The sequence below is a fragment of the Streptomyces sp. NPDC004031 genome, assembly GCF_053604375.1.
In genome coordinates this window covers 105,129-117,947 of record NZ_JBSGHL010000001.1, presented here as the reverse complement: position 1 = coordinate 117,947, position 12,819 = coordinate 105,129, and the positions used below count along the sequence as shown (strand labels likewise).

Genomic DNA, 12,819 nt, shown 5'->3' with positions numbered 1-12,819 from the left:
ACCAGGGCATTTACCCGGTAAATCGCAGTGAGTAGATTCGTCGGGAGAGCACGGCGCGGCACGCGCGTACGCGACGAGACGGGAAATTCCGTGACGATGGACACGACGACCGATGTGCATGCGGCCTGGCTTCCGCCGGAGGCTTTTCGGGCGGTCGGGACACGGCGGGTGCGGGTGGACGCGGCCGGTGGGGTGGCCGGTGGGGTGGCGGACACCGTGCGGGCGGAGGTGGAGCGGGCGTGCGGGGAGTACGGGGGGAGCGCCGACGGCGGTGACGGGTGCGACCTGGTGCTGGCGCTCGGCGGTGACGCCGGGGCGGAGGGCTATGTGCTGGAGCGGCGGGACAGGGTCACCCGGGTCGTGGCCGAGGATGCGGCGGGGCTGCTGTACGGGTTCTTCCATGTCGTCCGGCTCGGGGAGGACGCGTTCGGTGACGACTTCGGGGCGACGACGCACCGGCCCGCGCTGCGTACCCGCATGCTGGACCACTGGGACAACCTGACCGTCCACCCGGTCATGGGCGCGGTGGAGCGCGGGTATTCCGGGGGGTCGATCTTCTGGCGGGACGGCGAGCCGCTGCGGGACTTCCCGCGGGTGCGGGCGTACGCGCGGCTGCTGGCGGCGAGCGGGATCAACGCGGTCGCCGTCAACAACGTCAACGTGCACGCCGCCGAGACCCGGCTGCTCACCGAACGGCTCGGTGACGTCGCCGAGTTGGCAGACGTCTTCCGGCCGTACGGGATCCGGCTGCACCTGTCGGTGAACTTCGCCGCGCCCGTCGTCCTCGGCGATCTCAGCACCGCCGATCCGCTGGACGGGACGGTCAGGGACTGGTGGGCCGCCGCGGCCGCGCGCGTCTACGACGCCGTCCCGGACTTCGGCGGCTTCGTCGTGAAGGCCGATTCCGAGGGCCAGCCGGGCCCGTTCGCGTACGGCCGCACGCACGCGGACGGCGCGAACATGCTGGGCGCGGCCCTCGCACCGCACGGCGGCGAGGTGCACTGGCGGGCGTTCGTCTACAACCACCAGCAGGACTGGCGGGACCGTTCGACGGACCGGGCGCGCGCCGCGTACGACCATTTCGCCCCGCAGGACGGGGAGTTCGCGGACAACGTGGTGCTCCAGGTCAAGTACGGGCCGATCGACTTCCAGACCCGCGAGCCGGTCTCGCCGGTCGTCGCGGCGATGCCGCGCACGAAGCTCGCGGTGGAGCTGCAGGTCACGCAGGAGTACACCGGGCAGCAGCGGCACGTGTGCTATCTCGGCCCGATGTGGAGCGAGGTGCTGGGCTTCCGGCCGTGGGGCGAGGCGGGCCGGTCGGTGGCGGACCTGGCCGCGGACCCGGTGACCGGCGGCGGCCTGGTGGCCGTCTCCAACGTGGGCGACGACCCGTACTGGACGGGGCACCCGCTCGCGCAGGCCAACCTCTACGCGTTCGGCCGCCTCGCGTGGGATCCGGCGGCGGACCCGCTGGCGCTGCTGGACGAGTGGATCGGTCTGACGTTCGTCTCCCTGCTGTCGCGCGAGCGTGACCCGGAGCCGCTGCGCCGCACCCTCCACTCGCTGATGGACGGTTCGTGGCGGACGTACGAGCGCTACACCGCGCCGCTCGGCGTCGGTTTCATGGTCCGGCCGGGCAACCACTACGGGCCGGACGTCGACGGCTACGAGTACCAGCCGTGGGGCACCTACCACTTCGCCGACCGCGACGGCATCGGCGTGGACCGCACCCGCGCGACCGGCACCGGCTACACCGGGCAGTACCCGCGGCCCTGGTCGGACGTCTACGAGGACCTGGCGACCTGCCCGGACGAGCTGCTGCTGTTCTTCCACCACGTGCCGTACGGGCATGTGCTGCACAGCGGGGTGACCGTCGTCCAGCACATCTACGACACGCACTTCGCGGGCGCCGACGAGGCGGCGGCGATGCGCGAGCGGTGGACGGAGCTGGCGGGTACGGGACTTGTGGACGCCGCCCTGTACGCCCGAGTGCTGGAGCGGCTGCACGAGCAGGTGCGGTGCGCCGGGGAGTGGCGCGACCAGGTGAACGCGTACTTCCTGCGCAAGTCGGGGGTGCCCGACGCGCACGGCCGGCTCATCCCGTAGCCGGGAGGACGGAGCACGACGCCGCCGTCCCCGGCAGGAAGGGGCGGCGGCGTCAACGGGCCGTGGAGCGCGGGGAGTCAGTGCTCGCGCAGCACCCGCACTCCGTGGCCGTCGAGGGGGATCTGCTCGCCGGTGGCGAAGGTGTCGCCGGTGAGCAGGTCGGTGCCGCCGGTCGTGGCCGGTGCGGTGACCGGCTGGTCGCTGTGGTTGAGCAGGAAGAGCAGCCGGGTGCCGTCGGGGGCGACGCGGACGGCGGTCTCCAGGTGCGGCAGCCCGGGGTGGCGGGTGGCGACCCCGGCGGTGTCCAGCACCTGGCGGACGACCCAGTCGACACCGGTCTGGTCGAGCCCGGCGGCGACGTACCAACCCCAGCCGGTGCCGTGGGAGTTGCGGGTCACGGCGGGGGTGCCCGCGTAGAAGTCGGCCCGGTAGCTGCCGACCGGCTCGGCGCCCTGCGGGATGACCAGTTCGAAGACCAGCCGGGCCGCGGACTCCACGGCGTCCGGGCCCGAGCCGAGCAGCACCGGGTTGCTGAACTCCGGCTCGCGGGCGTCCCATTCGTCGATGCGGATGCCCATGAGCGGGGCGAGCGGGCCGGGCACGTCGGCGAGGAAGGCGTTGTCGCTCTCGTCGACCCGGCCGGACAGGTAGCTCGCGAGCACCGAGCCGCCGCGCCGGGCGACGGCTTCGAGGCGCTCGGCGAGGTCGCCCTTGACCATGTGCAGGGCGGGGGCCACGACCACGTCGTAGCCGTCGAGTGCGGCGGTCACGGGGATCACGTCGACGTCGACGCCCGCCTCCCACAGCGCCCGGTAGTAGCCGAGCACGACCTGCGGGTAGCGGACGTGGCGGTTGGGGCCGTCGGAGATCTCCAGCGTCCACCAGCTGTCCCAGTCGAAGAGCAGCGCGACCTTCGCCGGGGTACGGGCGCCCAGTGCGACCGGGCCGAAGTCCGCCAACTCACGGCCGAGCGCGGCCACTTCGCGGAAGACCCGGGTGTCGTCCCGTCCGGCGTGGTTGACGACCGCGCCGAAGAGCTTCTCGCTCGCGCCGCGCGAGGCCCGCATCTGGAAGTACAGGACGGCGTCGGCGCCGTGCGCGATCGCCTGCCAGCTCCACAGCCGCATCACGCCGGGCCGCTTGACGGGGTTGACGTCGCGGCACGCGGTCGTGGTGGGGGCCTGCTCCATGAGCCAGAACGGCTGGCCGCCCTTGAGGCCGCGCATCAGGTCGTGGCTCAGGCCCATCCACGCCGGGGTGGTGTTCTCCGGCGGGTAGTTGTCCCAGGACGCGAAGTCCAGGTGCTCGGCCCAGCGGTGGTAGTCGATCGGCCGGTACATGCCCATGAAGTTGGTGGTGACCGGCAGGTCGGGGCTGAAGCGGCGGATCGCGGCCTTCTCGTCGCGGAAGTTGGCGAGCATCGCGTCGGACATGAAGCGCAGGTAGTCCAGGGTGATGCCCTGGAAGGCGGTGTGGTCGGGGCCGCGCCAGTGCTCGGTGAGCGCGGACGGCGGCTCGATCTCGTCCCAGTCGTAGAAGGTGTGCGACCAGAAGTCGGTGTACCAGGCGGTGTTGAGCGCCTCCAGCGTCCCGTACCGCTCGCGCAGCCAGTCGCGGAAGCCCGCCGCGCACAGGTCGCAGTAGCAGGCGCCGCCGTACTCGTTGCCGATGTGCCAGGCGATGACCGAGGGCCGTCCCGCGTAGCGCTCGGCGACGCGGGCGGCGAGTTCCGCCGACAGGCGGCGGAAGGCCGGGGAGCTGGGGCAGGAGTTGTGGCGCTGGCCGAAGCGGTGCTTGCGGCCCTCGAAGTCGGTGCGGGTCACGTCGGGGTGGGCGCGGGCGAGCCACGCGGGGTGCGCGCCGGTACCGGTGGCCAGGCAGATCCGGCGGCCGTGCGCCTCGGCCTCGTCCACGGCCCGGTCCAGGACGGTGAAGTCGTAGGTGTCCTCGGCCGGTTGGGTCTTGGCCCAGACGAAGACGCCGAGGGTGACGGTGTCGATGTGCGCGGCGTCGAAGAGCCGGTAGTCGTCCTTCCACACGTGCTCCGGCCACTGCTCGGGGTTGTAGTCCCCGCCGAAGGGCGTGCTGGGCGTGACGGGCAGGCTCATGCGGTGAATTCCTCGCGGATCGCGTCGATCATCGGTCGGCTGTTGACGAGTGTCGCGGCGGCGACGACCGACGCGAGCAGGAGGGGCAGCAGTTGCGCGCCGGCCAGGGTGACGGCGAAGGCCGCGGCCAGCACGCACAGGTTGCCGATCGTGGCCTTGAAGCCGCGCACCAGGAAGAAGGCGGCGAGCCGGGCGGTGTCGCGGGTGCGGAAGCTGAACAGGGCGCTGATCACCAGGGCGTTGACCATCCACAGCGCGGACACGGCGGCGAAGACGGCGAGCAACCCGGTCCACCAGCCCGGCACGCCCGACGCGTCGCGGTGGGTGAGGACGGTGGCGACGAGCGCCATCGCGACCAGCCAGGGCGTGAACACCTTCAGCGCGTCGGCCGCGTTGGCGCGGTAGCCGCGCCGGAAGGCGCGCGCCGGGTGCAGTTCGGTGAGGTCGCGGCTGCGCCGCTGCCACGCGTAGAGCCCGGCGGACCAGGCCGGTCCGGCGGGCAGCGCGCACAGTGCGGCGAGCGGCACGTTGCTCGCGTCGCGGTCGAGCAGCCCGAGCACGAGCAGGCCGGGGGCCACCGCGACCAGCAGCAGCACCTCGATCACCAGCAGGCTGTAGACGAGGGCGGCGGCGCGGGCCAGCGGGCCCTCGCCGAATTCCTTGCGGGCTGCGGACGCGGCGCTCATGCCGGGTCTCCCGTCGAGTCGGCGGTGGGGTCGAGGCCGAGCATCCGGCGCTCGTCCCACCACTGCGGGGTGTGGTCGGTGACCGGGGTCAGCTCCAGCAGGGTGACCTCGTGGCGGCCCAGGACGAGGTCGGCCTCGACCCTCCCGCCGGCAACGGGCAGCGAGCGGTGGATGCGGGACGGCTCGGCGGCCTCCCGCAAAGCTGCCAGTTGCCGGCGGTCGGGCGACAGGGGGCGGCCCATCTCGGTCCACGCGGCGTACGCGTTGCCCGCGTCCTCGGAGACCGAGGAGCGGTGTGCGTAGACGGTGGCGTCCGGGGGGCCGCCGACCGGGACGGACAGCCGTACGGTGTGGCCGTCGGTGACGTCGCCGGTGCCGGTGTGGTCCACGGGGGCCCAGGCCAGGACGGTGACCCGGCCGTCGGGGTGCCGGGTGACGAGGTGGTCGGCGCCGCGCGCGAGGACGTCGTCGCCCATCCGGGCCATGAAGGCGTACAGGTGGTAGGTGGGCTTCTTGATCTGCCGGTGGGTGAGCAGCCCGAAACCGCCGTGGAAGAGCGCGGTGGGGATGCCGACCTCCTCGAACATGTCGCTGAAGGTCCAGTAGGAGAAGGAGTCCACCAGCTCGCCGCCGCCCGCCAGCACGGGCGCGAGGTACGCGGCGTGCAGCGCGGTGTCGTGCACCGGGTTGTCGGGGCGGTAGGAGGAGTTGAACTCCGTGATGTGCACGGGCAGTTCGGCGAGCTTGCTGCCCGCGAGCTGCTCGCGCGGCGCCGCGAACTGCTCCAGCAGCATCGCGGCGGGGCCGAGCGTCTGGTGTACCCCGAAGGGGACGTGCTGGGCGGGGCCGGTGGAGTAGGCGTGCCGGCTGACGAAGTCGCAGGGGGCGCCGCTGGATTCGACGAAGTCGGCGAAGCCGGTCATCCAGTGCGGCTGGTAGCCGGGCGCCAGCGAGGGCCCGCCGACCTGGAGTCCGGCGTCCACCTCCTTGACCGCCGCGGCGCTGATCTCGTAGAGGCGGTGGTAGGCGTCCTGGTCGGCGCCCTGCCAGAAGTCGGGGAGGTTGGGCTCGTTCCACACCTCGATGGGCCAGGTGCGCACCTCGTCGAGGCCGTAGCGGTCGACGAGGTGCGCGACCGTGCCGCGGACCAGGTCCGCCCATTCGCGCCAGTCGCGCGGCGGGGTGACGTTGCCCTTCCACCAGAAGACCGTCTGTTCGCCGGACGCCAACCCCTGCGGCATGAAGCCGAGTTCGACGAAGGGCTTGATGCCGAGGTCGAGGTAGGCGTCGACGACCTGGTCGACGTAGGTGAAGGAGTGCCGTACGTGCCGCTTCCCGGCGTGCTCGTAGGGGCGGTGCACACCGGTCTGGTCGCTCAGCAGGCCGTGGCCGCGGATGTGCCGGAAGCCGATGTCCTGCTGGACGAGGGCGAGCGAGTCCTGGTAGTCGCGCCGCAGGGCGAGGTCGAACCGGCCGGTCCCGACGCAGAAGCGCCACGCGTCCGTCAGGTGTCCTGAGGGCTGGTCGGGTACTGAGATCCGCACAGTGGTGGTCCTTTGCGAGGGTGCGTTCGTGGCGTCGGTGGCCGGCCGGTCCGGTGGGAGAATCCCCGCCTGGCGGCACATCACAGGAGCGTCAGCTCTTGTCGGAGCCGTTCTTCTTGCTCTTGTAGCGGTCGTAGGCGCCGTTGATGAGGCTCAGGTACTGGTCGCCGTTCTTGCCCTTGAGCTCGCTCTTGAACTTGTCCCAGTCGCTGAGGGAGCGCTTGCCGAGGATGAAGTCCAGGGTCTGCTGCTGGACGTAGTCCTTCAGCGGCGCCTCGTAGAGCGAGAACTGCTCCTGCTCGTCGGCGTTGAGCGGGTGCGGGGGCGGCACGGGCAGCGTCTTGCGGGCGGTCATGATCTTCTGGAACTCCTTCTCCTCGTCGGAGAAGACGGACTCCAGCAGCTGGGTGCTGCCGCCGTACGCGAAGTTGCCGTTGGCGAAGCCGAAGTCGACGTTCAGCTTCTTGGTCGCCGTCGGGTTGAGGCCGATGTAGTCGACGTCCTTGGTGAGCTTGAAGTTGCCGGCCGCGTCCTTGGTGTAGGTGACGCCCTCGACGCCCCACTTGGCGAAGACCTGGCCCTCGTCGGAGTAGAACAGCCAGTCCACGAACTGCATCATCGCGACGAAGTCCTTGGAGTCGCGCGCCTTCTTGGAGATCATCAGGCCGTTCTCCAGGCGCAGGCCCACCTTGACGTCACCGGCCGGGCCGGTCGGCACCGGCATCTTGGTGACCTTGGCGGCGGGCACCGACTTGGCCAGACCCGGACGGTAGGTGTTGACCAGCTCCTGCGCGTTGGTGGAGATCACGAACGACTTGCCCGCGGTGAACTTCGCGTTGGCCTGGTCGTCGGTCTGGGTGAAGCTCTCCGGGTCGAGCAGCTTCTCCTTCACCAGCTTCGCGACGAACTCCAGCATCGCCTTGTACTGGTCCATCGCGCCGGTCAGCACGAACTTGTCGGAGGCGCTGTCGTAGCTGGCGTTGGCGTAGCCCCAGCCGCCGCCGTACCCGGCGCCGAAGGCCTGGCCGAAGGTCTGGAGCATCGCGCCGCCGGGGGTGGGCTGGCTCCAGCGGTCCGTCATCGGGTACAGGTCGGGGTGCGCGGCCTTCATCGCCTTGAGGACGTTGTAGAGGTCGTCGACCGTCTTCGGCATCTGCAGGCCCAGTGCGTCCAGGATGTCGGTGCGGATCGCGAAGGTGTAGTCGATCCAGACGTCCTCGTGCAGGCCCGGCAGCACGTAGTACTTGCCGTCGTCCTGGATGACGGTGTCGACGTCACCCTGGAGGTTCCACTTCTTGACCTTGTCCTGGTAGTTGGGCATCAGGTCGACGTAGTCGCTGACCGGCAGGATCGCGCCGGAGGAGACGAAGGTCGCCTCCTGGCCCGGGTAGGTCTTGGGGATCAGGTACGGCGCGTCGCCGGCGCCGATGATGACGCTGCGCTTGTTCTCGTAGTCGCTCAAGGGGACGACGGTCGGCTTGAGCGTGACGTTGGTGCGCTTGGCCAGCTCCGTCCAGAACAGCCAGTTGCCCTTCTCCGGGTAGCCGGGGTTGTCGTTGAGCAGAGTGGTGAGGGTGAACGGCTTGCTCGCCTTGAACTGGTCGCCGACGCCGAACTTGTCCATGGCGTCTTCTCTGTTCTTCGACAGGTCCGAGCTTTTCTTGTCGTCGCCGCTGTCGCTGCTGCACGCGCTCAGTCCGAGCGTCGCGGCGCCGAGGGTGGCGCCCAGCGAGATCAGCATCGACCGCCGGGAGATGTTGTTCATGGGGGACTCCATTCCCGCGTGGCGCGGGAGTTCGGGGTAGGGGGTGGTATGGGACGGGTGTGGCAGGGCTTGTCGTACGGGGCCGCGGTCGCGGCCCGCGGCGGCGCTCGCGGGGGTCAGCCCTTGACGGCGCCGAGCGTGACCCCGGAGACGAAGTAGCGCTGGACGAAGGGGTAGACGGCCAGGATCGGAAGGGTGGTGAGGACGATCGTCACGGCCTGGATGTTGGCGCCGATCGCGGTCGCGTCCGCCTCCGAGAAGCCCACCGAGGTGCCGCCCGTGGCACCGGCGATCATGTTGCGGAGGTAGACGGTGACCGGCATCAGGTCGGAGTGGTCCATGTAGAGGAAGGCCGTGAACCACGAGTTCCAGAACGACACCGCGTAGAAGAGCACCATCGTGGCCAGCACCGCCTTGGACAGCGGGAGCACGACGCGCCACAGGATGCCGTACGTGTTCAGGCCGTCGATCGCGGCGGCCTCCTCCAGCTCCACCGGCAGACCCTCGAAGAAGGCCTTCATCACCAGCAGGTTGAACACGCTGATCGCGTTGGGCAGCGCGATGGCCCACACGCTGTTCTTCAGCCCGAGCGTGGTCACCAGCACGTAGTTGGGGATCAGGCCGCCGGTGAAGAACATCGTGAAGACGGCGATCCCGACCAGCACCCCGCGGCCGCGCAGGTCCTTCTTGGACAGCACGTACGCGTAGCAGGTGGTGAGCACCATCGCGACGACCGTGGCGACGACGGTGTAGACGACCGTGTTGCGATAGTCCGTCCAGAACAGCGAGTTGCCCATCACGGCCTTGTAGGTCGTGACGTTGAAGCCGCGCGGCCACAGGTTGACCTTGCCCGACCGGATGTAGCCGTCCTCGCTGAAGGAGCGGGCCACGATGTTGACGACCGGGTAGAGCGTCACGACGACGACGCCGAGCAGGATCAGCGTGTTGACCACCTGGAAGACCCGGTAACCGCGGCTGACGCGGATCCCGTCCGGCCGCATCGACGGCCGGTCCTCGGTGGCGGTTGTGTCCAGGGCTACCACAGGCTCGTCCCCACTGTGCGACGCGAAATCCGGTTGGCCGAGACGATCAGCACCAGCCCGATCAGGGACTCGAACAGCCCGATCGCGGCGGCGTAGCTGAAGTTGTTGGAGACGACGCCCATCCGGTACAGGTACGTGGAGATGACATCCGCCGTCGGGTACGTCAGCGGGTTGTAGAGGAGCAGGATCTTCTCGAAGCCGACCGCCATGAACGTGCCGATGTTGAGGATCAGCAGCGTGACCATCGTGGGCCGGATGCCCGGCAGCGTGACGTGCCAGGTCTGCTTCCACCGGTTGGCGCCGTCGATCCGCGCGGCCTCGTAGAGGTTGTCGTCGATCGCGGTGAGCGCGGCCAGGTAGAGGATCGTGCCCCAGCCGACCGTCTGCCACAGCTCGGACGACACGTAGATGGAGCGGAACCAGCCGGGCTCCTGGATGAACAGGATCGGCTTGTGCCCGAAGTGCTTGACCGCCTGGTTGACCGGGCCGTCGGCGGCCAGGAACTGCATGACCACGCCGGCCACGATGACCGTGGACAGGAAGTGCGGCAGGTAGGAGACCGACTGCACGATCTTCTTGAACCTGCGGCTGCGCACCTCGTTCAGCAGCAGCGCCAGCACGATCGGCATCGGGAAGGCGAAGACCAGCGTCAGCACGCCCATGAGCAGGGTGTTCGTGAAGACGTGCCAGAACTGCGGGTCGTGCCAGAAGAGCTTGAAGTAGCGCCAGCCCACCCACTGGTCGCCGAACATGCTGCCGCCGGGGTGATATCGCCGGAAGGCGATGACATTCCCGAGCATCGGCAGATAGCGGAAGACCGCGAAGAACAGCAGCGGCAGTACCGCGAGCGAATAGAGCTGCCAGTCGCGGCGCAGCGACTGCCGCCAGGACCGTTTTGCCCCCTTGGCAGTCTTACGGCCTTTGGGGCGGGTCCGGGCGGATTTCCGCCCGCCCGCGCCAGAGGCTTCGGACGGCAGGTCCACCGTCCCCATCGTGCTCATCGTCGGGCCTCCGTGCGGTGGATGGGCGACGCACGCCCACGTCGCCTGGCGCTGGTTCGGCCATGCGCAGGACCGGGCCGACCTCCAGGAGGCGGCAGGAAAAGAGTGGGCGGAGTCGAAACTTTCGAAATTCTTGCTTAATGTGTCGGGCAGCCTAAGGACGTGGCAGAACGGGTGTCAATAGGCGTGACAGCAGCTTTTGAGCCTGGCCTGGCCCCACCCAGTGCCGTATATTCGCCATCTGCCCACCCCATGGGCACAGCTTGTTTCAGTAGATGTGTCGAAACTTTCGACACCCCGCAGCTAGGGCACCTCCGTGACCAGTACCGATCCAGCAGGCGGGCAGCGGGCCGCGACGATCGCCACCATCGCCAGCGAGGTGGGCGTCTCGGTGGCGACCGTCTCCAAGGTCCTCAACGGACGCGCCGACGTCGCCGACGAGACCCGGGCGCGCGTGGAGGCCAGCCTCGAACGCCACCGCTACCGGCGCCGCACCCGCCGGTCGAGCGAGCCGACCAGCCAGGTCCACCTGGTCTTCCACGAGTTCGACTCGGCATGGGCCATGGAGATCATCCGCGGCGTGGAGGAGGCGGTCGCCGCCGCCGGAGTCGAACTGGTGCTCACCCAGCTCGGCGGGATGCACCGCCCGCAGGACACCTGGCTGGACCTGATCGTCGGCCGCCGCCCGCTCGGCGTCCTCCTCGTCCAGTGCGGGCTCACCGACGCCCAGCAGGAGAAGCTGCGCCGCCAGCGCGTCCCCTTCGTCGCCGTCGACACCGACAGCGCCACCCCCGCCGCCGTACCCACCGTCGGCTCCAACAACTGGAACGGCGGCCTCATCGCCGCCCGCCACCTGCTCGAACTCGGCCACCGCCGGATCGCCGTCATCGCCGGCCCGGAGGACCTGCTGTGCAGCCGCGCCCGCGTCGCCGGCTTCAGCAGCGCCCACGACGAAGCCGGCCTCACCATGGACCCCGGCCTCGTCCGGCACGGCAACTTCTACCTCGACGCCGGATACGAGCACGGCATGCAACTGCTCCAGCTCCCCGACCCACCCACCGCCATCTTCGCCGGATCCGACGCCCAGGCCATGGGAGTCCTGCGCGCCGCACGGCAGTTGGGCCTGCGCCTGCCCGGCGACCTGTCCGTCGTCGGCTACGACAACCTGCCGGTCGCCGCCTGGATGGAACCCGCGCTCACCACCGTCCACCAGCCGCTGCACGACATGGCCGCCGCCGCCACCCGCATGCTGCTGGACCTCGCGGCCGGTGTGGACGTCCCCACCAAACGCATCGACCTGGGCACCGAACTGGTCGTCCGGGAGAGCACGGCGCCGCCCCGACCCGGGCCCTGACCGGCCCCCCATGTGCGGCCCCCCGCCGCCCGGACCCCTTCCCTTCTCCCGCTGGAGGACCCCCGTGGCCCTGTTCGACCTCCCGATCGGCGAGCTGCACCGCTACACGCCCGACGTGCGCGAGCCCGACGACTTCGACGCGTTCTGGGCCACCACCCTCAAGCAGTCCGACACCGCGCCCGTCCTCCTCGACGTCCGCCCCGCCGACACCGGCCTCAGCCTCGTCGAGACCTTCGACATCACCTTCGCCGGCTTCGGCGGCCACCCCGTCCGCGGCTGGTTCACCCGCCCCGCGGGCGACCCCGCCCCCCTCCCCGCCGTCGTCGAATACCTCGGCTACGGGCGCGGCCGCGGCCTCCCGCACGAACGCCTCACCTGGGCCGCCGCCGGATACGCCCACCTGCTCATGGACACCCGCGGCCAGGGCGACCTCTACGGCAACGGCGGCGACACCCCCGACCCCGGCGCCGGCCCCCTCGGCGGCCCCGGCGCCGTCGTCCGCGGCGTCCTCGACCCCCACGACTACTACTACCGCCGCCTGATCACCGACGCGGTGCGCGCGGTCACGGCGGTACGGGCGCTGCCCGGCGTCGATCCGCGGCGCGTCGCCGCGGTCGGCAACAGCCAGGGCGGCGGACTCGCCCTCGCCGTCGCCGGCCTCGTCCCCGACCTCGCCGCCCTCATGATCGCCGCACCCTTCCTCTGCCACGTCCAGCGCGCGATCGACATCACCGACGCGGACCCGTACGGCGAGGTCGTGCGCTACCTCGCCGTGCACCGCGAGGCGGAGGAGCGCGTGCGTACGACGCTGTCGTACGTGGACGGCGTCAACTTCGCGCGCCGCGCCACCGCGCCGGTCCACGTGGGCGTGGGCCTGCGCGACACGGTGTGCCCGCCGAGCACGGTGTTCGCGGCGTACAACCACTACGGTGCGGGGGCCGCTGCCGCGGGGGGTGAGCAGGTGGAGCGGGCGCTCCACGTCTATCCGTTCAACCACCACGAAGGCGGGGAGGCGTTGCACGCCGCCCGCCAACTCGTCTGGCTCCGCGCCCGGTTGGCGCCCTGACCTCCCTGCTGCGCAGGGCCTGCGCCCCCGGGGCGGGGATCGCTGCGGCTGCGCCGCCAGGCAGTCGTTTTTAGGGGCGCGGGGAACTGCGCGAGCAACCCACCACCGGCCGGTGGTCCGGATCGGACCGAAGCGACCCCTTGGGT

At 70.5% G+C, this 12,819-nt stretch carries 9 protein-coding genes; 3 read left to right on the top strand and 6 right to left on the bottom strand.

What is annotated here, in order from left to right; translation table 11 throughout:
• Nucleotides 1-96 precede the first annotated feature (96 nt).
• Nucleotides 97-2,106, top strand: a complete 2,010-nt coding sequence (locus ACWERV_RS00465; RefSeq protein WP_452926850.1) for an alpha-glucuronidase — start codon at nucleotides 97-99, stop codon at nucleotides 2,104-2,106.
• A 77-nt stretch (nucleotides 2,107-2,183) separates the two neighbouring features.
• Here ACWERV_RS00465 and ACWERV_RS00460 read toward each other — a convergent pair whose 3' ends face one another.
• From ACWERV_RS00460 to ACWERV_RS00435, 6 genes are all read right to left on the bottom strand, one after another.
• Nucleotides 2,184-4,214: a beta-galactosidase gene (locus ACWERV_RS00460; RefSeq protein ID WP_452926847.1), complete on the bottom strand. Its 2,031-nt coding sequence runs from the start codon at nucleotides 4,212-4,214 to the stop codon at nucleotides 2,184-2,186.
• Nucleotides 4,211-4,900 carry a hypothetical protein gene (locus ACWERV_RS00455; protein WP_452926845.1) on the bottom strand — a complete coding sequence of 230 codons (690 nt, stop codon included), beginning with the start codon at nucleotides 4,898-4,900 and terminating at the stop codon, nucleotides 4,211-4,213. The genes ACWERV_RS00460 and ACWERV_RS00455 overlap by 4 nt, the downstream gene beginning before the upstream one ends.
• Nucleotides 4,897-6,444: a GH39 family glycosyl hydrolase gene (locus ACWERV_RS00450; protein ID WP_452926842.1), complete on the bottom strand. Its 1,548-nt coding sequence runs from the start codon at nucleotides 6,442-6,444 to the stop codon at nucleotides 4,897-4,899. Before ACWERV_RS00450 ends, ACWERV_RS00455 begins: the two co-directional genes overlap by 4 nt.
• Nucleotides 6,445-6,535: 91 nt before the next feature.
• Entirely contained in the window at nucleotides 6,536-8,209 is a 1,674-nt protein-coding gene (locus ACWERV_RS00445; RefSeq protein WP_452926838.1) for an ABC transporter substrate-binding protein, read from the bottom strand.
• Between the two features lie 116 nt (nucleotides 8,210-8,325).
• Nucleotides 8,326-9,210 (bottom strand): carbohydrate ABC transporter permease, encoded by an 885-nt coding sequence (locus ACWERV_RS00440; RefSeq protein WP_452927181.1) that lies wholly within the window; start codon nucleotides 9,208-9,210, stop codon nucleotides 8,326-8,328.
• A 35-nt stretch (nucleotides 9,211-9,245) separates the two neighbouring features.
• Nucleotides 9,246-10,244, bottom strand: a complete 999-nt coding sequence (locus ACWERV_RS00435; RefSeq protein ID WP_452927178.1) for an ABC transporter permease — start codon at nucleotides 10,242-10,244, stop codon at nucleotides 9,246-9,248.
• Nucleotides 10,245-10,569: 325 nt separating this feature from the next.
• Between ACWERV_RS00435 and ACWERV_RS00430 the strand changes: the two genes are divergently transcribed.
• Nucleotides 10,570-11,607, top strand: a complete 1,038-nt coding sequence (locus ACWERV_RS00430; RefSeq protein WP_452926835.1) for a LacI family DNA-binding transcriptional regulator — start codon at nucleotides 10,570-10,572, stop codon at nucleotides 11,605-11,607.
• Between the two features lie 64 nt (nucleotides 11,608-11,671).
• On the top strand, nucleotides 11,672-12,673 hold the full coding sequence (locus ACWERV_RS00425) for an acetylxylan esterase (protein ID WP_452926833.1): 1,002 nt from the start codon (nucleotides 11,672-11,674) through the stop codon (nucleotides 12,671-12,673).
• Nucleotides 12,674-12,819 lie beyond the last annotated feature (146 nt).